Origin of the sequence: Streptomyces sp. NPDC002825 (genome assembly GCF_040295385.1) — a bacterium.
Classification (GTDB): Bacteria; Actinomycetota; Actinomycetes; order Streptomycetales; family Streptomycetaceae; genus Streptomyces.
Window position 1 is genome coordinate 92,590 of sequence record NZ_JBEOVH010000002.1, and the last position, 20,681, is coordinate 113,270.

Below are 20,681 nucleotides of genomic sequence, written 5' to 3' on the forward strand. Positions count from 1 at the left end.
GCGAAGGGCCGGCTCCTCGGAGCCGGCCCGTTCCCGTTTCGGACGCCCCGGTCGTGGCAAGTCGCGGGACATGATGCACATCGGGTACACGATGATGACCGAGCAGGCAGGCCCCCGTGAGCTGGTGGGACACGTGGTCGAAGCGGAACGGGTCGGATTCGACTTCTCCGTGATCTCGGACCACTCCTTCCCCTGGCTGCCCTCGCAGGGACACGCTCCGTACGCGTGGAGCGTCCTGGGAGCGGCGGCGCAGGCGACCTCTGCCATTCCGCTCATGACCTTCGTGACCTGCCCGACCTTCCGCTACCACCCGGCCGTGATCGCCCAGAAGGCCGCGACCCTTCAGCTCCTCTCCGAAGGCCGGTTCCGGCTCGGCCTCGGCTCGGGCGAGAACCTCAACGAACACGTAGTCGGCCGCGGCTGGCCCTCGGCACGCGTACGCCTCGCCATGCTGGACGAGGCCGCCGAGATCATCCGCGCCCTGTTCACCGGGGAGTACGTGACACGGCACGGCCCCCACTTCCAGGTCGACGACGCCAGACTCTGGGACGTCCCGGACACCCCGCCGCCCCTCGGCATCGCCGTGTCCGGGCCCCGCTCCTGCGCCCTCGCCGGACGGCACGGCGACCTGGTGATCACCACGGAGGCGAAACGCGAGCTCATCGACGCCTTCGAGGCCCAGGGCGGTGCGGGAAAACCCCGGATGGGCCAGCTGCCCGTCTGTTACGACACCGACCGGGACGCGGCCACGGCCCGCGCCCACGAACAGTTCCGGTGGGCGCTCGGCGGCTGGCGCCTCAACGCCGAGCTCCCGCTCCCGGCCGGGTTCGAGCAGGCCTCCGAGCACACCCGGCCCGAGGACGTGGCGAAGAGCATCCCCTGCGGGGACGACGTGGACGCCGTCCTGGACGCCGCCCGCCCCTTCGCCGAGGCCGGGTTCACCGACCTCGCCCTCGTCCAGATCGGCGGCGCCCACCAGGCGCCCTTCCTCCACTGGGCGGAGACGACCCTGCTGCCCGCCCTCCGCGACCTGTAGGGAGCCGACGTGGACCGCGCCGCACTCTTCGACATCGACGGAACCCTCGTCGACTCCAACCACCTGCACGTCGTCGCCTGGTGGGAGGCCTTCCGGCAGAGCGGTCACCAGGTACCGACCCACGCCGTGCACCGCGCCATCGGCCTGCCCGGCGAGCAGCTCATCGACCATCTGCTCGGCGGGGACCGCGACCGGTCGGACGACGACCGGCTCGGCGCCGCCCACGACACCCTCTACAGCACCTTCTTCGAGCGTCTCCAGGCCTTCGACAGGGCCGGCGACCTGCTGCGGACGCTCGCCGACGACGGCTGGAAGGTCGTCCTGGTCACCTCGGCCAAGGACCGCGAGCTGGCGGCTCTGCGCCGCGCCGTCGACGCCGACGAGGCCCTCACGGACACCGCCACGTCCGACGACGTCGAGGAGGGCAAGCCCGCCCCCGACCCGCTCGAACACGCCCTCTCGCTCGTCGGCGTGCCCGCCGACCGGGCCGTGTTCGTCGGCGACAGCGTCTGGGACATGAAGGCCGCGCACCACGCCCACGTGGCCCGGGCCGCTCTGCTGTGCGGCGGCATCCCGCGCGCCGACCTCGTCGAGGCGGGCGCCGCCGCCGTGTACGACGACCCGGCGGACCTCCTCACCCATCTGCACACCAGTCCCTTCACGACCGTAGGGAGATGAACGACATGACCGGAGCGAGCAACGCGGACCCGGACCCCCGGCGCATTCCCGGACTCGAGGCCGGCGGGGGCGTCCCCGCGGGCGAGACACCGCCGGCCGAGTCGGGAACGGGCACGGCCACCGGCCCCCACCGGCCCCTCCGCCGAGGCTGGGCGACAGGCCCGATGATCATCGTGTGGGTGCTGGTCATCGCCTGCGCCCTGTTCTTCCTCGTGTACGCGATCGTCCTCGCCACCCACTGAGCCGCACCTCGGTACGCGCGCGCGTGCCCCCGCTCGGGCGGGGTAGCCGCAGGGGCATGACCCCACTGATCCAGGACCGCACCGTCGCGCTGCTGCTCCAGGGGTACGGCTGGCTGCCCGACGCCCGCCGCCGGGCGCCGGACGGCGACGTCGTCAGGACCCGGCTGCTCGGCCGGACCGCCGTCGCGCTGCACGGACCCGAGGCGGTGCGCTTCTTCTACGACGAAGACCACGTGCGCCGCGCCGGCGCCCTCCCCGGACCCGTGCTCGACACCCTGTTCGGGCGGGGCGCCGTGCACACCCTCGACGGCGCAGGCCACCGCGCACGCAAGGAGCTGTTCGTCGACCGGCTGACGGATCCGGCCGCCGTCGGTGCACTGGTCGCGCGGGCCGAGGCCGTCTGGCACGAGACGTTCGCCGCCCGCGCAGTCCCGGGCGAGGTCGTCCTCTTCGACGAGGCGGCGCTGGTGCTCGCCCGGGCCGTCCGCGACTGGGCCGGGCTGCCGTACGACGACGCGCAGGCCGTCGGCCTGGCGCGGGACTGCGTCGCCATGGTGGACGGCTTCGCCACCCCGGGCCCCCGCCATCTGCGGGCCCGGCGTGCACGCTCCCGCCAGGAGGAGCTCCTCGCCCGTGCGGTCGAGGAGGCCCGGGCGGCCCCGTCCGGGCCGGACACGCCGTTCGAGGCGGTCGTCCGGCACCGGGAGCCCGGGGGCAGCCCGCTCGACCCGCACACCGCCGCCGTGGAGCTCCTGAACATCGCACGGCCCACGATCGCCATCGCCTGGTTCGTGGCCTTCGCCGGACACGCCCTGCACCGGTGGCCCGGGACACGCGAACGGCTCCGCGACCCGGACGAGGCCCCCGGCCCGTACGCGAGGGCCTTCGCGCACGAGGTCCGCCGCTTCTACCCGTTCGTGCCGTTCGTCGGCGGACTCGCCGCCCGTGACCTGGAATGGCACGGCGAACCGATCCCCGAGGACGCGATGCTCCTGCTCGACGTGTACGGGCAGAACCACGACCCGGCCCTCTGGCCCGACCCGTACCGCTTCGACCCCGGCCGCTTCCTCTCCCGGCCGCCGCACCCGGACGCCCTGATCCCGCAGGGCGGCGGCGACACCCGTACCGGCCACCGCTGCCCCGGCGAGGACATCACCGTCGCCGTCCTCGCGGCCCTGGCACGCGCTCTGGCCCGCCTGGAGTGGACGGTGCCCCCGCAGGATCTGCGGATCCCGCTGCGAAGGATCCCCACCGCGCCCCGCAGCGGCTTCCGGATCGCGCTCGGGCGGGACTGAACGGACGTTTGCGGAGGCCTCGTCCGGGCACCGCACCTCGCAGAACGGGGACGTGCCGAGCCGAGGAGGACGTCATGACCGCGACGAGACGCCTGACGGAGGCCGAGTGGCGCGGCGTGGCGGAGGAGACGGCGCCGCGGCCACAGGCGTCACGACCACCGGAGGGCGCCCGGGAGCGGGTCAACAGACGCTGGCAGGAGGTCCTTCAGGAGACTCGGGTCGCCCAGACCGGCGTGCAGATCCTGTTCGGCTTCCTGCTGAGCCTCGCGTTCACCGCCCGCTTCCGTGAACTCGGCGGCTTCGACCGCGGACTGTACGTGGTCACCGTCGTCCTCGCGGCCTCCTCCACGGCGGCCCTGATCGCACCCGTCTCGCTCCACCGCTGCCTCTCCGGGCTGCGCCTGAAGGACGAGGTCGTGACCGCCGCCGGCCGGCTCATGGTCTGGGGCATGATCCTCCTCGCCCTGACCGTCGCCTGCACGCTCCTGCTCATCCTGAACGTGGTCCTCGGCGGCACACTGGCCGGGATCGTCGTCGGCGGCGTGATGGTGTGGTTCGCCCTCTGCTGGTACGTCGCCCCCTACCGCCTCCGCCGCAAGGCGCGGTCCCGGGGCAGGGACGGAGAAGGACCGCGGTGACCTCGCTCAGGTCCGGGCGACGACCGCGACGCACAGGGCGGCGAGGCCGAGGGTGAGCCGGGCCAGGTGGTCGCCGAGGGCCTGCCGGGCACGGGCAGCCGCCACGGCTGCCCGTGCCCGGCGGCGTCCTCGCCGAGTGCTTTGCCGGGGGTCCACGAGCAGTCAGTCGGGCGGCTCCTGCGGGCGCGGCTCACCGGGCTCCGGCGGGCGGGGCTCACCGGGCCCCGGCGGAGGGGGTTCACCAGGCTCCGGCTGACCCGGCTCGGGGCGGGGAGGGCCCGGCGGCCGGGGCGGTTCGGCCGGGGGCACCGGCGTGGTGTCGGGGTCGGGCGGCACGGGAACGGTGCCCATGAACAGCGGGGCCCCGCGCCCTTTCGCGGTCATGTCGAGGTGTACGTACCGCATGGTCACACCTTCCTGTGTGTGCTCCGGTCGCCCGGCGTTCGAGCCCCGCCACCGCGCAAGAGCGCGGGCGAGGGCCCCGAAAGCGTGCGCGGCCAATTGCCGACGGCTGCGGCGGCGGGCCGGTCCTCGGCGCGCCCCCAGGCGGCCAGCAGGCCGTTGATGCCGTCGCCCGGGGAGGAGAAGACGTACTCCACCTCCCAGTCACGCAGCCGCTCCAGCACGTGGTCGGACACCTTCATCACCCGACTCCTTCCCTGCGCGGTCAGGACCTCCGGGGCCTCGGGGGCGGGCCTACAGGCGCGGCTAACCGCTGGTGCCGGGATGAAACCCGCGCGGAGGGCAGCCGGCCGCCGTGCCGGTCGTCGGCGGCGGACCGTGCGCACGGCGATCGCCCCCGGCCCCGTCCGGCGGACGGGCAGATCGCTACCCGTCCCCCGGACCGGTCCAGGGGCGACAGGGGGTACGACGGCCCCGGGTCTCCTACCGCTTGTGGCCGTTCCCGTGTCCGTTCGGATGCAGGACCACCTTGGTCCAGCCCTCGTCACGGGCGTCGAAGTGCTCGTAGGCGGTGGGGGCCTCGTCCAGGCTGAGCTCGTGGGAGACGACGAAGCTCGGCTTCGCCTTCCCGCCGGCGATCAGATCCCGCAGCGCCCGGTTGTACTTCTTCACCGGTGCCTGCCCCGTGCCCATGCTCTGGCCCTTGAACCACATCATGCCGAAGTCGATCGGGACCTTGCCCTGGGCCTCCAGCTCGCCCTGGGCCTCCGCGCCGCCGGGGTCCTGGGGCAGGAACACGCCCACCACGCCGATGCCGCCCGTGAACCTGACCGAGTCGATCAGGCCGTTGAGCGTGAGGCTGGCGTCCTCGTGTCCCTGGGGGTCGTGGGCCTGGTAGCCGACGCATTCGCAGCCGTTGTCGGCGCCCAGACCGAGGGTGGCCTCCTTGACGACCTCCGCCGGGTCCTGCTCGGCGGTGTTGATCGGGATGGCTCCGATCTCCTCCGCCTTGCGCAGCCGGTCGGGATGGTGGTCGGCCGTCCAGACGCGGCCGGCGCCCCTGAGGAGGGCGGAGTAGGTCGCCATCAGCCCGACGGGACCGGCCCCGAAGACGATGGTCTGGTCGCCCGGCTTGACGTGCGCCATCTCGGTGGCGTGATAGCCGGTGGGGAAGATGTCGGCGAGCATCACGTAGTCGGTCTGCCGCTCGGCGGCGTCCTCGCCCAGACGCAGCGCGTTGAAGTCGCCGTAGGGCACGCGCAGCAGCTCCGCCTGGCCGCCCTGGTAGGGGCCCATGTCGGCGAATCCGTAGGCCGCTCCCGCGAGGGCGGGTTCCGGCTGCATGGTCAGGCAGTAGTTGGTCAGACCCTGCTCGCACTGCTTGCAGAAGCCGCAGGCGATGTTGAAGGGCAGGACGACGTACTCGCCGACCTGGACCTTGCGGACGGCCGGGCCGACCTCCACCACCTCGCCCATGTTCTCGTGTCCCATGGCGCGGCCGGACTCGAACGAGGTGCGGCCCTCGTACATGTGCAGGTCCGAACCGCAGATGTTGGTGGTGGTGATCTTGACGATGATGTCGCAGGGGTGCTCGATCTTCGCGTCCGGTACGTCCTTGACGGTGACCGTTCGCGGTCCTTCGTATACCGCTGCCTTCATGATGACTTCCCTTGACGTCGCTGCACGGCGGTGGTGCTTTCGCAGGTGCTGCGACGGGTTCGTGGCTCCGACACGCCTCTGGGAGCCGTTCACCTCGGTGAGGGGAACGGTGGTTCTGCCGCCGGCCCGCCCCGGGGAGCTCCGGCGCTCCGGCAGCGTGCCGTGCGGCTACCCGTCGGCCCCGAGGTGAAACGACCACGCACCGACCGGCATGGCGAAGCCGAGCGCGCACGTGACTCGGATGCCGCACCGGCATTGACGCTCCGTATGTCCCCTTTGTGACAGTCTGCTGCTTCACATGCCTGATATGGCGCTGGAACGTCCCTCAGGGGGTGCGGGTGAACGCGGTGAAACGGTGCCGGACGACGAGGGCCGCGGTCGGAGTCTCGGCCTTGGTGCTCCTGCTGCTCACGGGGTGCGACGTGCCGGGGATCTACCGGCCCGCCCGCCCCGCGAGCGGCGGTCCGTTCACCTTCTACGTGAGTGCGGACGGCGACGACAAGAACGATGGCATGTCGCCGGAGAAGCCCTGGAGGACCCTGGACCACGCGAACACCGCGAACTTCCGGCCCGGTGACAGGCTCCGGCTCAAGGGCGGCGATCGGTTCCGCGGCACCGTCACCCTGGAGGAGGGTGAGGCGGGCAGCGCGGCGCGGCCGGTGGTGATCGAGTCGTACGGCACGGGCCGGGCCACGATCGCGCCCCGAGGCACCTCCGGCATCACCGTGCGCGACACCGCGGGCGTGGAGATCAGGAACATCGCGTTGGTCGGCGACCGCCAGGCGCTGCGCGAAGGAGTCGGGATCGCCTTCCGTGCCGCCCGCCCCGGGAAGCGGAAGCTCGCCCACGTCAGGATCACGAACGTGGAGGCGCGGGGCTTCCAGAACGGGATCAGCATCGGCACGGACGACGACGCTGCCACGGGCTACAGCGACGTGCGCATCAGCGACGTCTCGGTCCACCACAACCTGGAGGCCGGACTCGTCTTCTACGGACCGGAGTTCGAGGCGGACAACCCCGTCTACGCACACTCCGGCCTGCGGATCGAGCGGGTCACGGCGTTCTCCAACAGCGGCGCTCCGGGCAGGGACAGCCGCAACACCGGAAGTGGCATCGCCCTCGGCAGCGTCCGGGACGCGAAGGTGCGGTTCTCGGTGGCCCACGACAACGGCGCGCGCTCCGCGGCGGACGCCGTCGAAGGTCCCGAGGGCATCTGGGTGTACGACTCGACCGGAGTGGTCCTGGAGAACAACCGCTCCTACCGGAACCGGACCGGATCACGGGTGGACGGCGGCGGTTTCGGCCTGGACAACAACGTGTCCCACTCGGTCATGCAGTACAACCTCGCCTACGGCAACGACGGGCCGGGATTCCTCGTCTACTCCGGACAGGCGACCGGCGCCCACCGGGACAACGTCGTCCGTTTCAACATGAGCTGGGACGATGCGCGGAAGCTCCCCGCGTACGGCGGCATCGTCGCCTACGGCGCCCGGATGAAGAACGTGGACATCCACAACAACACGGTCGTGATGCGGACGAAGGGTCTTGCCTCCGCGGAAGCGGCGGGAATCCGGCCCCCGGCCCTGCGGCTGAGGGACGGCATGAGCGGTGTGAAGGTCCAGGGCAACATCCTCGCCACCGATGGTGGTCCCCTGATCGACGCCGAGTCGCCGTATCTCCCCGGCACGCACCAGTTGCGGGGCAACGTCTACTACAGCATGGGTCCCTGGTCGCTGAATTGGGGGAATCGGCGCTTCGCCGACCTCGGCGACTGGCGTACCGCCTCCGGCCAGGAACTGCTCGACGGCGAGCCGACCGGCACCGGCGACGACCCGTGCCTGCGCGCTCTGACCGTCTCCGTCACCGACCCGGCCGGGGCCGAGAACCTGGTGCCGAGCTGCGAGGAGGGGGCGTCGGTGAGCATGGGCCCGCAGGCATCGGGCGTCGACGCGGGGTCCGTCGACTACTTCGGCAACCGGCTCCCGGGTGAGCTGCGCCCCGGCGCCGCGCAGGAGCGCACCGCCCATTGAGCCGGACGTCGATGCCTCGGGAGCCGGCGCACACCGGCTCCCCTCGATCTCCCCGGCGCGTTCCCGCGCGACGTCCTCGGCGATCGGACATGCCGTGACGCCGCCCCACCCCGGCGGGGTGGGGCGGCGTCACGGGGACTGCCTAGACTTTGCCGGCCGGCAGCGCCGGGGACGGAAGGCCGGTGTGGTCCGCTTCGACGGCCGGCGACGCGATCGTGGCCCTCAGGGCCTCGCCTGCCGGAGCGACCGGCGGCCGGTCCGCCGGCGCGGGACGGCCGAGCCCCTTGACGGTCCAGCCGGCGGCCCGCCACTCGTCGTGCGGCAGCGCGTTGCGCGCGTCGACGAGGACCGACGTGCGGACCACCCGGGCCAGCTTCACCGGATCCAGCTCGCGGTACTGCCCCCACTCGGTGAGGTGCAGAACGAGATCCGCTCCCCGGCAGGCCGTCAGGAGGTCCTCTTCGCAACGCAGTTCCGGATGGGCCCGGCGCGCGTTCGCGATGCCCTCCGGGTCGTGCACCCGAATGTCGGCGCCCTGCCGGTGCAGTGCCGCCGCCACCGCCAACGCCGGCGAGTCACGCACGTCGTCGCTGTTCGGCTTGAAGGTGGCGCCCAGGACGGTCACGCGGCGGTCGGTCAGGTCGCCCCCGACCAGCCGACGGGCGAGTTCGACGGTCCGCGTCCGCTGCCGTTCGTTGATCGCGTCGACCTGGTCCAGGAAGGCCACTGCGGGGCCGACGCCCAGCTCCTGGGCGCGGGCGGTGAACGCCCGGATGTCCTTGGGAAGGCATCCGCCGCCGAAGCCGAGGCCGGCGTTGAGGAACCGCCGGCCGATCCGGGTGTCGTGGCCGAGGGCGTCGGCCAGGGTGACCACGTCCGCGCCCGCGGCGTCGCAGACCTCGGCCATCGCGTTGATGAAGGAGATCTTCGTGGCGAGGAACGAATTGGCCGCGACCTTCACGAGCTCGGCCGTGCTCGGGTCGGTGCTGATGTACGGAACGCCCGCGTCCAGCATCGGGGCGTACAGCCGGCGCAACGTCTCGTCCGACTCCCTGCCGACTGTGCCGACGACGATCCGGTCCGGTCGCAAGGTGTCCTCGACCGCGAAGCCCTCGCGCAGGAACTCGGGGTTCCACGCCACGTCGGCCCGTACACCCGTCGGAACGAGCCGCGCGATGCGGTCGGTCAGGCGCGCGGTGGTGCCCACCGGCACCGTCGACTTGCCGACCACCAGACACGAGGCCGGCAGGTGCGGCACGAGCCCGTCGACGACCGCTTCGACGTACCGCAGGTCGGCCGCGCGGGAGCCGGCCTGCTGCGGGGTGCCGACGCAGATGAAGTGGACCTCGCCGTGCACCGCCGCTTCGCGCAGGCTGGTGCCGAAGCGCAGGCGTCCGGAGGCGAGGGCGCGGGTGAGGACTTCGTCGAAGCCGGGCTCGTAGAAGGGGGGCCGGCCTTCGGCGAGGGCCGAGATCTTCTCGGCATCGACGTCGACGCCGAGGACGTCGTGTCCGATGTCTGCCATGCACGCGGCGTGCACAGCTCCGAGATAGCCCGTTCCGATGACGGTCAACCGCATGCGGTGTTCTCCTGTCTGAACGCGGGGGCGGGGTGGGCTGCGCGAGGGGTCAGGGCGCGTATCCGTACGGGTTCTGCTGCTGGAAGGTCCACGCGTCACGGCACATGGCGGCCAGGTCGCGCCGTGCGGTCCAGTTCCAGGCGGAGGCGACCTTCGTGGGGTCGGCGACGAGTTCGGCGACGTCGCCCGGGCGGCGCTCGGTGACGCGGTGCGGGATCCGCTGCCCCGACACCTCCTCGAAGGTGCGCACGAGCTCCAGGACGGACGCGCCGCGCCCGGTCCCCAGGTTGAAGACCCGCATGCCCGGCTCGTCGTCGAGGTGGTCCAGGGCGGTGCGGTGCCCCTCGGCGACGTCGACCACGTGGACGTAGTCGCGGATCCCGGTGCCGTCCGGGGTGGGGAAGTCGGCGCCGAAGACGCTGAGTTCGTCGCGGCGGCCCACGGCGATCTGGGTGAGGAACGGCATGATGTTGTTCGGCACGCCCCTCGGGTCCTCGCCGAGGAGTCCGGTGGGGTGGGCGCCGGCCGGGTTGAAGTACCGCAGGGCGAGTACCCGCAGCTCGGGCACGTGCCGGCAGACGTCCGCGAGGATCTGCTCGCAGGTCCACTTGGTGGTGGCGTACGGGTTGGTCGGCGCCGCCGGCGACTCCTCCGTCAGCGGGACGGTTGTCGCGTCGCCGTAGATCGAGCAGGAGGACGAGAACACCAGTCGGTGCACTCCGTGCTCGTGCATGGCCGAGACCAGGGCCGTCGTGCCGCCGACGTTGATGTCGTAGTACGCGAGCGGGATCCGCACCGACTCGCCGACGGCCTTCTTCGCGGCGAAGTGGATCACCGCCTCGATCGGGTGGCTCGTGAAGACGGCGTCGAGGGCCCGCCGGTCGCGTACATCCGCGACGTGGGCCGCCGCGATGGGGCGGCCCGCGATCTTCGTGACCCGTTCGAGGACCTCGGGCGAGCTGTTGGAGTGGTCGTCCAGCACGACGACCTCGTGGCCGGCGCGGAGGAGCTCGACACAGGTGTGGCTGCCGATGAAACCGGCGCCGCCGGTGACCAGGACGGTCTGGGGCACTGGAACCTCGTTTCTCGATCGGTCGCAGGGGCTCTCACCAGGCGTAGAAGCCGGCGAGATAGGTGGGGAAGACGCCGACGGCGAGCGCCAGCGGGATCAGGGCGAGGAGCCCCGCGGCGAGCGGGACGGCGGCGGTGCGGAAGGCCCTGTACCGCGGGACGCCGGCGGCGCGCGCCGTCTCCCCGATGTGCAGGGAGCAGACCGCGAGGGTCACCGCCGCGTACGAGAGGGCGCCCAGGATGCAGAGGAACACGTAGCCGAAGGCAGGACCGGTGAACTGACCGACGACGGCGGTGCAGGACAGGAACAGCGTGATCACCAGGTACGGTGCCACGGCGCGCAGCGGCAGCGGTTCGAGGCCGTCGCGCTTCTTCGGCGTGACCTTGAAGGTGACCGGGCGCGGTCGCAGCTTCTGCACGAGCGCCGCCCCCACGCCCCAGGCCACGTACGGCCAGCGGGCCAGGCCGAAGAGCCAGATCTCCCAGCTGATCACGGGAGAGTCCTTCGGGCGCAGCAGGCCGGCCCGGCGGCACAGCAGGGTGAGCAGCATCAGCCAGACGGACATGGTCCAGAAGCGGGCCAGGAACTCGAAGTAGTTGACGTTGATCCACGGAACGCCGGTGATGGCCGCGATCGGCGGCAGCATGATGCCGATCACCGTGGTCAGGGCGAGCAGGGGGTAGTACAGCAGCGCGCAGGAGAAACGGATCCGCAGCTTTCCGGGCATCCGGCTCAGGTGACGCGGCAGCATCCCGAAGAACATCACCGCCAGGCTGCGTGACCACTGGAACTCCTGGGTGACCATCGCGCCGAAGGTGATCGGGCCGTCCCCGTGTGCCTCGGCGTCGATCGCGAACGCGCCCTGCCAGCCCGCCGAATTGAGCAGGAACGACGTCGAGAAGTCCTCGGCGAGTTCGGGACCGAGGCCCCCGATGTCCCGCAGCGCCTCGGTGCGCACGGCGTAGTGGGAGCCGATGCACAGCGGAGCGAGTCCGGCGGAGTAGCCGAGCTGCACGGGGCCGTGGAAGAGCGCCTCGCGCTGCAGGCGGCCGCGCGCCGCCCACGACTGGTCGGCGTTGGCGTCGCAGACGCTCGGGGCGGCGACGTATCCGATGGCGGGGTCGGCGAAGGGCCGGACGACCTCGGCGAGGTAGCGCGGGTGCGGCACGTGGTCGCAGTCCAGCTGGGCGACGACGTCGTAGTGTTCGTAGCCCCAGTGGTCGTAGAAGAAGGCCAGGTTGCCCTCTTTGCACCGGGTCCGCCGCGGCCAGGTGGCCCGGTGGTAGTCCGCGCGGCCACGGCGGCAGGAGACGCTGACACCGTGAGCCAGGCACCAGTCGGTGATCTCGTCGGTGGGGTCCTCGTCGCACAGCCACACGTCATAGGCGTCCGGATAGTCCTGGTCGAGCATCGCCTCCAGGGTCCTCCGGGCGATGTCCCAGTGCTCGGACGGGGCGCGGGTCACGACGAACGCGGTACGCAGCCGCGGCACCTCGACCGCCGGATCGAAGCGCCGCATCCGGATCAACGCGACGAGGAAGTGCACCGGCAGATAGGCCAGGTAGAGCAGCAGTGCGCTGTTGACCACCAGGCCGGTCCAGCCGACGCGGTGGGACGGCTCGAGCCACCACATCCAGAACCACACCAGGCAGGCCGCCCACCCCAGGGACAGCACGGCGACCAGGAAGCGGTGGGAGCGCGAGAACGCCCGGACGAAGCTGGACGGACGGGTGGTGAGCCCGCGCGCAGGGCGCGCAAGGACGGGACCGTCCGGGCCGATGGAGGCCACCATGCCGTTCGACAGGGCGCGGATCTCCGCCTCCAGCGCCTCCCACTCCGCCGGTGAGCCGGGAGCCGGTGAGGAAAGCGGGGGTTCCTGGGTGATGCCGGTCCCGTGGGCGGGACCTTGCTCCAAGGACGTCATGGCAGCAGGTTCTCCAGGCGGTGCGACAGGATGAGGGGCCGGGGGAGCAGGCTCGACGGACTCCGGGCCGCGGCGGGAACGGTGGGAGGCCCGCCGCGGCGCGTGGATCAGCCGCCCGCGACAGTGGCCCCGGACGCGGAGGACGCGACGCCGGCGGCGGATCCGGCCGGGCCGGGGATCGTCTGCGGTGTCGGGGACGCCGACGTCGACGCGGCCAGCGGCACCGTCTCGTCCTGGCCGCCGCGGATCGAGGCGGCCAGCGGCACCGTCTCGTCCTGGCCGCCGCGGATCGACGCGGCCGATGCGGCGAGGCGATCCGCGTGGGCGGCGAAGTGCGCGACGGTGCGACGCAGGCCCTCGGTGATGTCGACCTCCGGCTCCCAGCCCAGCACTTCGCGGGCGCGGGTGATGTCCGGGCGGCGGCGGGCCGGGTCGTCGACCGGCAGAGGGTGGTACTTCACCTCGGATGCCGAGCCGGTCATCTCCAGCACGATGCGGGCGAGTTCGGAGACGGTGCGCTCGACCGGATTCCCGAGGTTGAAGGGCCCCAGCTCGGAAGAGTCGAGGAGCGCGACCAGGCCGCGGACCAGGTCGTCGACGTAACAGAAGCTGCGGGTCTGGCCGCCGTCGCCGTAGATGGTGAGCGGTTCGCCGGTCAGGGCCTGGGTGATGAAGCTGGACACCACGCGACCGTCGTGAGGGCGCATGCGGGGGCCGTAGGTGTTGAAGATCCGGGCGATGCCGACGTCGACTCCGTGCGTGCGGCGGTACGCGGCGGACACCGCCTCGGCGTATCGTTTCGCCTCGTCGTAGACGCTGCGCGGGCCGATGGAGTTGACGTTGCCCCAGTACGTCTCCTCCTGCGGGTGGACCATCGGATCGCCGTAGATCTCGCTCGTGGAAGCGAGGACGAAGCGCGCGCTGTGGAGCAGGGCGAGGCGAAGGGCGTTCTCTGTGCCGCGGCTCCCGACCGCGAGCGTCTCCAGCGGATGGCGCAGATAGTCGGGAGGGGAGGCCGGGGAGGCCAGGTGGGCGACGGCGTCGACCCGGCCGGCGACTTCCACGGACACGCTCACGTCGGCGTGCTGGAACTCGAAGGCCGGGTGGGCCAGGAGATGGGCGATGTTCGCGGGGTCGCCCGTCGAGAAATTGTCGAGGCACACCACCGAGTCGCCGCGCCGCAGAAGCGTCTCGCACAGATGTGAGCCAAGGAAACCACCGCCACCGGTCACGGCAACGCGCATGTGTTCTCCAGGAATGAGAAGCGGAATGACCTCGATATCCGCTCGTACTTACGATTGAGTCCCGGGAATGGCCTGACGATCCGAAAATCCGAGCCATCCCGGAAGACGTGGAACGAGGGTATGGGCATACGTAGTAATTTTTGCGGAGGTGAATCGTGGGCTGGGCTGATCGGCCGGACACTTCCAGGGGAGGGTGCGCATTCACTGCCTAGTTCGTGCTTGCGCCGCACGTCGAACGGAGCAATCGGACGGTGTCACCCGCACGTGTCTCCCTCGGTGTCCGAGGTGGACGTCGGACCCAACCCTCGCGCCCGCTCGACGGCCCCCACCGCTTCAGATCCTTCCGGGGACGCGATCCTCGAGTGGTAGCCACTCGTGCGCCCGAAATCATGGCCTGCCACCGACTTCGAGGCCAGCGCACGCCGTGGCTACGGAAACCGGGGGCGGAGGGCTGTTCCCCCAGGGCGGTCGGAAGGGGTGGCAGTTCGACTGCTGCACGGCCGTGCCGGCCGACCCGGCGCTCGATCCGGAGAAGTCGTACGCCGTGTCGAAGCAGCGCGGCCTGCTCGACCGGATCGGGGATCTCTTCTCGGACGACCCCGCGAGCGAACAGGCCGTTCACGTCCTCGCCGCCCAGCGCATCGGCGACGCGGCCCGCGCGTCCGACCTGACGTCCCGGGCGGAACGGAACACCGCCGCGATGCTGCGGGAACTGCTGCGGGGCCTGGGCTTCGAGCGGGTGACCGTGACCTTCGTCTGACCGGGGTCCACCGGGCCCGAAGCCGCCCGTCCGGGGGCGCGAGGACCGACGCGCCGGTGCCGGTCCGCCGGCGGGGCAGGAGACCTCCACGAGCACTCACGACGACCGGGCCGCCCCCGGGACCTCCTACGAGCCGTTCCGGCACGCGGAGCGCACCATGGTCGCGGCCCTGTCCGGCGGCCGGGAGCACCGCTTCGAGCCCCGGCTCCAGAGGGAGCGCCGCACTCCCGGCCACCCCGGCCGCGGGAACCGACGCGCGAGCCCCGCCGGCGTCCTCCCGGGCGCGAGGGCCGTGGGCCGGGGCCGGCACCCGTACGGATGAGAACGGCCCCGGGGTTCCCGCACCGGAGGCGTGTCCGGTGCGGGAACCCCGGAGCCGTTCGGGGCGGCCGGATCAGCCGGCGCCGGTGCCCAGCAGACCCTCGCGCAGGCGCTTCACGGTGCGCGAGAGGAGCCGCGAGACGTGCATCTGCGAGCAGCCCAGCCGCTCACCGATCTGCGCCTGGGTCAGTTCCTCGACGAACCGCATGTGGATGATCCGGCGGTCGCGCTCGTCGAGGTCGGCGATGAGCGGGGCCAGCGAGTGGAAATCCTCCACCAGCTCCATGGCGGGGTCCTCAGTGCCGATGACGTCGGCCAGCGAGGCGTCGTTGTCCTCGTCCTCGCCGCTGAGGGCGGCGTCGAGCGACGAGGAGTTGTAGCCGTTGGAAGCCAGCCGCGCCTCGGTGACCTCCTCCTCGCTGAGGCTCATCAGCTCGGCCAGTTCCTTGACCGTCGGCATCCGTCCCAGGCGGGTGCTGAGTTCCTCGGTCGCCTTGGCCAGCTCCACGCGCGCCTCCTGGAGCCTGCGGGGAACGTGCACAGCCCAGGAGGTGTCCCGGAAGAACCGCTTGATCTCGCCGACGATGTAGGGGACCGCGAAGGTGGTGAACGCGACCTCGCGCGACAGCTCGAACCGGTCGATCGCCTTGATCAGGCCGATCATGCCGACCTGGACGATGTCCTCCATCTCGTCGGCGCGGTGCCGGAAGCGCCCGGCGGCGTAGCGGACCAGACTCATGTTCATCTCGATGACGGTGTTCCGCGCGTACTGGTACTCGGGCGTCCCCTCCTCCAGCGTCGCGAGCTCCTGGAAGAAGACCTTCGACAGGGCCCTGGCGTCCCTGGGTGCGACCGTCAACGTGTCAGGGATCTCCGGCAGCGCCCGTGTTCCGGACTCGACTCCCGCCATCGACATCGTGGTGACCGTCACACCTGTCTCCTTTCACGTGTGTTCCTCATGGGTACGCGTAACCCGAGACTGGCCGCCTACCCCGACTTCTCGCGTTCAGGCCTGTCGAATCCGCATGGGTTTCCGGTCGGTTTTTCCCGCCGTGCGAGGGGCAGACGGAATCCCTGACCGATCCTCAGGAGGAGAGACATGACACGGGACCCCTCGATGAGGGCCGTCGGCTGGGCGTGTTCGCTGCCGATGGGCAGCAGCGTGCAGAAGGCCCGCGACTGGACGCGCGAGCACCTGGCGGCGCTCGGCTGGGACCGTACCGCCCCCGGCGTGGCGGACTCGGTCGTGCTGGCGGTCTCCGAACTCGTCACCAACGCCCATGTGCACGCCCGTAGCGATGCGCAGCTGATCCTCACCTGGGACGAGGAGTGCCTGCACGTCACCGTGCACGACGCCTCCCCGCGGGTGCCCGAGCAGCGCAGCCCGGACGACGGCGCGCTGGGCGGCCGCGGACTGCTCCTGGTCGACGCCCTCGCCGACGACGTGCGGACCCGCCCCTGCCCGCGGGGCAAGGACGTCACGGCCTGTTTCCGTTCGGCCGACCGCGGCCGTCCCGGCTGAGGGAGCCGCTTCCCGCCGCACTTCAGTGCCCCAGGGACGCGAGCAGCGGACCCCAGTCGATGTGGCGCTCCTCCGTGCCCTGCGGCACCAGGACGAAGGTCTCGCGCACGAAGCGGCCGATCGCCTCCTGCTCGCAGCGGACGACGGCGCACTGTGCCGCCGGCCCGAGCCGGAGCATAAGCCCGCCGTCGGGGGTGGGACGGATCCGGACCTCGCCGTCGCCGGTGGGGCCGAGCGATCCGGCGAGGATCATCTCGCGGTCGACGCGCCACACCACCGGCTCCTCGCCGAGGAGGTGGAAGGCGATGCTCAGGGCATGGGGGTCGCGGGAGTCGTAGCCGACGGTGGTGTCGATCCGGACCGCCGCGTCCGCGGTGAACAGGTCCATGGCCATCAGCTGGATGAGGCCGCGCGGTGCGGGGAGCGGTGCGACGGGGGGCTGGGGCATGAGGTCCTCCGGCTGAGGGGTTGTCAGCGAGCGGGTGCGGTGTCCGCTTGTCCCGTCCCGTCCCTGTTACACCTCGTGCCGTCGTGGTGGATGCGTCGATGGTGTCGCGATTCGGTGAAGGTCGTGAAGGCCCGTCAGGGACGGGCGGGACGGGGGCCCTCCGCCGTGCCGCTCGGGGTGTCGCCGTCGGGTCCCGCGGTCTCGGACCGGCCCGTCAGGTGCTCGTAGGTGCCGGTGAGGAGGAGCAGCCGGTCGAGGAAGGGCGGTCTGCGGTCGAGGTGCAGCGGGACGCCCGCGGCCTCGGCGAGCCGGTGGAGGGCCAGCAGGGCGGAGAGGCCCATCGAGTCGCAGAGGGTGAGTGCGGCGCAGTCGAGGCGGAGGTCCGTCGGGGCGTTCCCCGGGGCGAGGCGGGCCCGGACCGCGTCCAGCAGTTCGTCGGCGCTGTCCCAGACCAGGTCACCGGCGAGCGCCACGTACAGGATCCCGTCGGGCGCGGCGTCGGCCTCGACGCCGAAGGTGTGGTCGGGGGTGGTCACGAGCGGGGTTCCGGGGCGGGCGGGTCGGGTACGGGGAGGAGGGCGCGGCGCCCGGCGGCCAGGTGCGCCAGCGTGCGGGGGAAGTCGCGCTGGGCGTCGGCGAGCAGGTCGAGGGCGGCGACCAGGGCGCCGCCCGGGACGCCGCGGGCCCGGAGGATCCCGGCGGTCCAGGTGACGAAGCCGGTGAACAGCTCGGGGTCGTCGGCGTAGAGGGAGGCGCCGAGGAAGTCGACGATGTGGGCGAGGTCCTCGGCCGTCCGCTCCCGCTGCCGGTCGGTGTACGAGGCCATCGCGGGGACCGCGTCCTCCAGGCCCCGGAGGGTCTGGCGGACCAGCCGGGTCCGGGCACGCGTGACCAGGGTGTACTCCTGGTCGGCGAGGTGGGGCGGGTCGGCGGCGGGCCGGGCCGGGCGCGGCCGGGGCGGACCGGCGGCGAGGAGCCGGGCGGCGGCCCGGGCGTCCGGTGCCCAGCCGTCCGCGCCCAGCAGACGGGCGTAGCGGCCGTCGGGGCCGAAGGCGGCGCCCCCGACGAGGACGGGGAGTCCGATGGCCTGGACGGCGGTGACGGCGGCGTGGGCCGCGGGAAGCCGGACCGGCAGCGAGGACGAGAGGGCGACGACGTCCGTGCCGGTCTGGTGCAGGTGGGCGATGAGGTGGGTGGTGGGGACGTGCGCCCCGAGGTAGTCGACGAGGAAGTCCCGGCCGCGCAGGGCCTCGGCGAGGAGCCGGGCGGGCAGGGCGTGCCACTCGCCGTCGACGCGGGCGACGGTGATGTGCCGGGGCGTCTCCCCGGTCTCCGGCCGGGGCCCGGCCTCGCCCGCCGTGCGGTGGGCGAGGGCCGCGACGACCCGGTCCTGGATGGCGGTGGCGGCGTGCTCCTGGGCGACGCCGATGCGGCCGGCGGCCCATTCCGCGCCGATTCGGGCCTGGACGGGGCCGATCACGTCGAGGAGGAGGTCCTCGACGGGGACCCCGGCGTCGTGGGCGCCGAGGACGGCGGCGGTGGCGGCCGGTTCGTCCCTCGTCTCCAGGGCCGCCCACAGCCGTCGGCGGGTGGCGGCGAGGACGTCGGCCGGGGTGGTGGTCTGCGTGCTCATGCGGTGTACCTGCCCCGGGTGTGGCCGTTCACCGCGGACAGATGGGTGGTGTGCGGCGCGGTGATGGCGACGACCGCCATGTCGTCGTGAGGACCGTCGCCCACCCAGTCCCCGGCGATCATCTGCACGCGCTCGACGACGGCCTCGGCCGGGAGCCCCACGCACTCGGAGAGCGCGCAACGCAGCCGGTCCTCGCCGAACATGGCGGGGCCGAGCGGCCCGCCCCGGGCCTCCGTGATCCCGTCCGTGTAGAGCAGGCAGGTCTCGCCGGGGGAGAGGTCCACGGTCGCGGACCGGCTGGTGACGACCGGGAGGGCGCCCACCAGGGTCCCGCCGGTGTCGGCCTCCTCCACCTCTCCCGTGGCCCGCAGGACGAGCGGGCGGGGGTGGCCGGCGCTGGTGAGCCGGAGCCGCACCCGGCCGCCCGTGCGCCGCACCGAGGCCAGGACCAGGGTGGCGAAGCGGGTGTGCCGGGCGGTCAGCAGGGCGTCATTGAGCAGCCGCAGGACGTCCTGGTGGTCGCCGGCGAGGGGCAGCAGGGCCTGCACGGTGCTGCGGATCCGGCCCGTGAGCACGGCGGCGTCCAGCCCCTTGCCGCACACGTCGCCCAGGACGGCGAGCGTGTCGCGGCCGCCGTCGGTGCCGGGGTGCACGTCGTAGAAGTCGCCGCCGATCCGCTCGGTGTCCCGGGACGTGCGGTAGCCGCCGGCGAAGTCGACGCCGTCGACGTGGTGGAGCCGGGGCGGGAGGAGTTCGGCGATCAGCGCGCGGGTGACGCGGGCCTGCTCCGCGTAGAGGCGCGCGGCCGAGAGGGCGGCGCCCGCGCGGGCGGCGAACAGCCGGGCGAAGTGCTCCTCGGAGGCGTCGAAGGCCCGCTGTCCGCCGCGCCGCAGCAGGACCAGGGCGCCCGCGGGCACGCCGTGGCCGGGCAGCGGGGTGATGGCGACGGAGCCGGGGGTCCCCCCGAAGCCCTCGGGCACGGCCCAGGAGGGCAGTTCGGCCGGGTCGATCCAGCGGGCGGGCACCGGCGGGAAACCCCGGAGCGCCTCGGCGAGACCGGGCACGACGGCCGGGTCCAGGGTGAGCTGCGTCCGCTCGAAGCCCCCGGCCATGGCGGTGACCACGGTGGAGCGGTTCCGCATCCCGGGCGGGGAGATCACGAGGGCCGCGTCGCCGAGGTGGTCGGCGGCGAGCAGGGCCGCCTTCTCCAGGCAGCGGTCGGGGTTGAGCGAGGCCAGCAGCTGGGTGGAGGCCTCGGCCAGGATCGCGTGGCGCTTCCGTTCGGTGCGCAGGGCGTCCTGCGCGGCCGTCAGGTCGGAGTCGTCGACCAGCCACCAAGCCACGTCGCCCTGGCCGGACTCGGTGGGGTGGGCCCTCAGGAGCCTGCCGTCGTGGCTGCCGCGCAGCGGTGCGGGATCCGCCGGGGCGGGTGCGCGCGCCGGGCGGGCCAGCCGCCGGTGGGCGTCGGCGAGCCACCGCGGGACGGCTTCGTCCAGCCCCTTGCCGACCCCCAGTCGCGGGAAGAGGTCGGCCGCGGCGGCGTTGAACTCCACGACGCCGCCCTCGCGGTCGGCCACCACCGCAGGGTGCGGCGAACCGCGCCACCAGGGGTTCCTCGCTTCCGCGGTCTCCCGGGAGCGGCTGGACTCGTCCTCGAAAACAGTCATCAGCGTGGCCCGCGCGTCGTGGCCCGCCACCTTCCCACTCGACGACAGCTCGTCCGTCCACCCTTGCGCAGGGGGCTCCGCACATCAAGTGACCCCCCCTCTTCCGGTACGCGTACCGCCCGGCCCCGCACGATCCCCACGATTCCGGCACAGGTGCTTCACTGTCCTGTCCGCCCGTGAAGCACGCGCACCGCACGGGCCAGGGCGTCGACGACCTGCTGGGCCGAGGGCAGGCTTTCGTGCGGGTCGAGAGGGAGGGGGCGGGAGACGACGTCGGTCCCGGCGGAGATGCCGAGCAGGGATCCGCGGGCGTCGACGAGGCGGGTGGTACGGCGGCGAGCACGAGGGGTCTGCCCCGGGCGGACAGGAACCTGATGGCACCTCAGCAGGGCGCTGATGCCGCTGGATTCGCAGAAGGTCAGGGCGGCGAGGTCGACCACGACGGGCCCCGGCGCGGCGCCGGCCCCTCACCGTCTCCTTCCACTTTCCCCCTCCTCCGGATTCATGACGGAGGAAGGAGTTTCGGCGTGG

The 20,681-nt window shown here is 72.5% G+C and carries 19 protein-coding genes and 1 pseudogene; 8 read left to right on the forward strand and 12 right to left on the reverse strand.

Going from position 1 to position 20,681, the window contains the following annotated elements; all coding sequences use genetic code 11:
* The first annotated feature begins 70 nt into the window (after positions 1-70).
* The 5 genes from ABT041_RS02785 to ABT041_RS02805 all read left to right on the forward strand — a co-directional run bounded on the left by ABT041_RS02785 (position 71) and on the right by ABT041_RS02805 (position 3,889).
* Positions 71-1,036 carry a TIGR03557 family F420-dependent LLM class oxidoreductase gene (locus ABT041_RS02785; RefSeq protein WP_351177900.1) on the forward strand — a complete coding sequence of 322 codons (966 nt, stop codon included), beginning with the start codon at positions 71-73 and terminating at the stop codon, positions 1,034-1,036.
* Positions 1,037-1,045: 9 nt separating this feature from the next.
* Positions 1,046-1,714, forward strand: coding sequence for an HAD family hydrolase (locus tag ABT041_RS02790; RefSeq protein ID WP_351177903.1), 669 nt, complete (start codon positions 1,046-1,048; stop codon positions 1,712-1,714).
* The gene (locus tag ABT041_RS02795; protein ID WP_502976339.1) at positions 1,711-1,956 is read left to right on the forward strand and encodes a DUF6480 family protein; all 246 of its coding nucleotides are present in this window, start codon (positions 1,711-1,713) and stop codon (positions 1,954-1,956) included. The genes ABT041_RS02790 and ABT041_RS02795 overlap by 4 nt, the downstream gene beginning before the upstream one ends.
* Positions 1,957-2,012: 56 nt before the next feature.
* Entirely contained in the window at positions 2,013-3,251 is a 1,239-nt protein-coding gene (locus ABT041_RS02800) for a cytochrome P450 (RefSeq protein WP_351177906.1), read from the forward strand.
* A gap of 74 nt (positions 3,252-3,325) precedes the next feature.
* Positions 3,326-3,889: a DUF6328 family protein gene (locus ABT041_RS02805; protein ID WP_351177909.1), complete on the forward strand. Its 564-nt coding sequence runs from the start codon at positions 3,326-3,328 to the stop codon at positions 3,887-3,889.
* Positions 3,890-4,296: 407 nt separating this feature from the next.
* Here the strand turns inward: ABT041_RS02805 and ABT041_RS02810 are convergent, their stop codons facing one another.
* Both ABT041_RS02810 and ABT041_RS02815 read right to left on the reverse strand, forming a co-directional pair.
* Complete coding sequence (locus tag ABT041_RS02810; RefSeq protein WP_351178876.1) at positions 4,297-4,533, reverse strand: hypothetical protein; 237 nt, start codon at positions 4,531-4,533, stop codon at positions 4,297-4,299.
* Positions 4,534-4,774: 241 nt separating this feature from the next.
* Positions 4,775-5,950, reverse strand: a complete 1,176-nt coding sequence (locus ABT041_RS02815) for a glutathione-independent formaldehyde dehydrogenase (protein ID WP_351177912.1) — start codon at positions 5,948-5,950, stop codon at positions 4,775-4,777.
* A gap of 395 nt (positions 5,951-6,345) precedes the next feature.
* On the opposite strand from ABT041_RS02815, the gene ABT041_RS02820 reads away from it, so the two are divergent.
* Entirely contained in the window at positions 6,346-7,980 is a 1,635-nt protein-coding gene (locus ABT041_RS02820) for a right-handed parallel beta-helix repeat-containing protein (protein WP_351178815.1), read from the forward strand.
* A gap of 142 nt (positions 7,981-8,122) precedes the next feature.
* On the opposite strand, the gene ABT041_RS02825 is transcribed toward ABT041_RS02820, so the two are convergent.
* From ABT041_RS02825 to ABT041_RS02840, 4 genes are all read right to left on the reverse strand, one after another.
* Positions 8,123-9,559, reverse strand: a complete 1,437-nt coding sequence (locus tag ABT041_RS02825) for a UDP-glucose dehydrogenase family protein (RefSeq protein WP_351177915.1) — start codon at positions 9,557-9,559, stop codon at positions 8,123-8,125.
* 49 nt (positions 9,560-9,608) lie between these two features.
* Complete coding sequence (galE, locus tag ABT041_RS02830) at positions 9,609-10,631, reverse strand: UDP-glucose 4-epimerase GalE (protein ID WP_351177918.1); 1,023 nt, start codon at positions 10,629-10,631, stop codon at positions 9,609-9,611.
* A 34-nt stretch (positions 10,632-10,665) separates the two neighbouring features.
* Positions 10,666-12,555 carry a glycosyltransferase family 2 protein gene (locus ABT041_RS02835; protein WP_351177921.1) on the reverse strand — a complete coding sequence of 630 codons (1,890 nt, stop codon included), beginning with the start codon at positions 12,553-12,555 and terminating at the stop codon, positions 10,666-10,668.
* A 107-nt stretch (positions 12,556-12,662) separates the two neighbouring features.
* Positions 12,663-13,799 (reverse strand): UDP-glucuronic acid decarboxylase family protein, encoded by a 1,137-nt coding sequence (locus tag ABT041_RS02840; RefSeq protein WP_351177924.1) that lies wholly within the window; start codon positions 13,797-13,799, stop codon positions 12,663-12,665.
* A gap of 499 nt (positions 13,800-14,298) precedes the next feature.
* On the opposite strand from ABT041_RS02840, the pseudogene ABT041_RS02845 reads away from it, so the two are divergent.
* Positions 14,299-14,559, forward strand: a pseudogene (locus tag ABT041_RS02845) (DUF4230 domain-containing protein); the annotation flags it as partial.
* 394 nt (positions 14,560-14,953) lie between these two features.
* Here the strand turns inward: ABT041_RS02845 and ABT041_RS02850 are convergent.
* Positions 14,954-15,811 carry an RNA polymerase sigma factor SigF gene (locus tag ABT041_RS02850; protein ID WP_502976341.1) on the reverse strand — a complete coding sequence of 286 codons (858 nt, stop codon included), beginning with the start codon at positions 15,809-15,811 and terminating at the stop codon, positions 14,954-14,956.
* A 168-nt stretch (positions 15,812-15,979) separates the two neighbouring features.
* On the opposite strand from ABT041_RS02850, the gene ABT041_RS02855 reads away from it, so the two are divergent.
* Entirely contained in the window at positions 15,980-16,402 is a 423-nt protein-coding gene (locus tag ABT041_RS02855) for an ATP-binding protein (RefSeq protein WP_351177927.1), read from the forward strand.
* A gap of 22 nt (positions 16,403-16,424) precedes the next feature.
* Here ABT041_RS02855 and ABT041_RS02860 read toward each other — a convergent pair whose 3' ends face one another.
* The 5 genes from ABT041_RS02860 to ABT041_RS02880 form a co-directional block, all read right to left on the reverse strand.
* Positions 16,425-16,850: an SsgA family sporulation/cell division regulator gene (locus tag ABT041_RS02860; protein ID WP_351177930.1), complete on the reverse strand. Its 426-nt coding sequence runs from the start codon at positions 16,848-16,850 to the stop codon at positions 16,425-16,427.
* A 134-nt stretch (positions 16,851-16,984) separates the two neighbouring features.
* Entirely contained in the window at positions 16,985-17,386 is a 402-nt protein-coding gene (locus ABT041_RS02865) for an STAS domain-containing protein (protein WP_351177933.1), read from the reverse strand.
* Positions 17,383-18,483 carry a cobalamin B12-binding domain-containing protein gene (locus tag ABT041_RS02870; RefSeq protein ID WP_351177936.1) on the reverse strand — a complete coding sequence of 367 codons (1,101 nt, stop codon included), beginning with the start codon at positions 18,481-18,483 and terminating at the stop codon, positions 17,383-17,385. Before ABT041_RS02870 ends, ABT041_RS02865 begins: the two co-directional genes overlap by 4 nt.
* Positions 18,480-20,150, reverse strand: coding sequence for a PP2C family protein-serine/threonine phosphatase (locus ABT041_RS02875; protein ID WP_351178821.1), 1,671 nt, complete (start codon positions 20,148-20,150; stop codon positions 18,480-18,482). The genes ABT041_RS02870 and ABT041_RS02875 overlap by 4 nt, the downstream gene beginning before the upstream one ends.
* A 158-nt stretch (positions 20,151-20,308) precedes the next feature.
* On the reverse strand, positions 20,309-20,590 hold the full coding sequence (locus tag ABT041_RS02880; protein WP_351177939.1) for a hypothetical protein: 282 nt from the start codon (positions 20,588-20,590) through the stop codon (positions 20,309-20,311).
* Between the last annotated feature and the right edge of the window lie 91 nt (positions 20,591-20,681).

Coding starts and splice junctions, on each gene's coding strand:
- ABT041_RS02785 (WP_351177900.1), top strand. CDS start 71: ATGATGCACATCGGGTACACGATGATGACCGAGCAGGCAGGCCCCCGT.
- ABT041_RS02795 (WP_502976339.1), top strand. CDS start 1,711: ATGAACGACATGACCGGAGCGAGCAACGCGGACCCGGACCCCCGGCGC.
- ABT041_RS02800 (WP_351177906.1), top strand. CDS start 2,013: ATGACCCCACTGATCCAGGACCGCACCGTCGCGCTGCTGCTCCAGGGG.
- ABT041_RS02805 (WP_351177909.1), top strand. CDS start 3,326: ATGACCGCGACGAGACGCCTGACGGAGGCCGAGTGGCGCGGCGTGGCG.
- ABT041_RS02810 (WP_351178876.1), bottom strand. CDS start 4,533: ATGAAGGTGTCCGACCACGTGCTGGAGCGGCTGCGTGACTGGGAGGTG.
- ABT041_RS02815 (WP_351177912.1), bottom strand. CDS start 5,950: ATGAAGGCAGCGGTATACGAAGGACCGCGAACGGTCACCGTCAAGGAC.
- ABT041_RS02825 (WP_351177915.1), bottom strand. CDS start 9,559: ATGCGGTTGACCGTCATCGGAACGGGCTATCTCGGAGCTGTGCACGCC.
- ABT041_RS02835 (WP_351177921.1), bottom strand. CDS start 12,555: ATGACGTCCTTGGAGCAAGGTCCCGCCCACGGGACCGGCATCACCCAG.
- ABT041_RS02840 (WP_351177924.1), bottom strand. CDS start 13,799: ATGCGCGTTGCCGTGACCGGTGGCGGTGGTTTCCTTGGCTCACATCTG.
- ABT041_RS02855 (WP_351177927.1), top strand. CDS start 15,980: ATGACACGGGACCCCTCGATGAGGGCCGTCGGCTGGGCGTGTTCGCTG.
- ABT041_RS02860 (WP_351177930.1), bottom strand. CDS start 16,850: ATGCCCCAGCCCCCCGTCGCACCGCTCCCCGCACCGCGCGGCCTCATC.
- ABT041_RS02870 (WP_351177936.1), bottom strand. CDS start 18,483: ATGAGCACGCAGACCACCACCCCGGCCGACGTCCTCGCCGCCACCCGC.
- ABT041_RS02875 (WP_351178821.1), bottom strand. CDS start 20,150: ATGACTGTTTTCGAGGACGAGTCCAGCCGCTCCCGGGAGACCGCGGAA.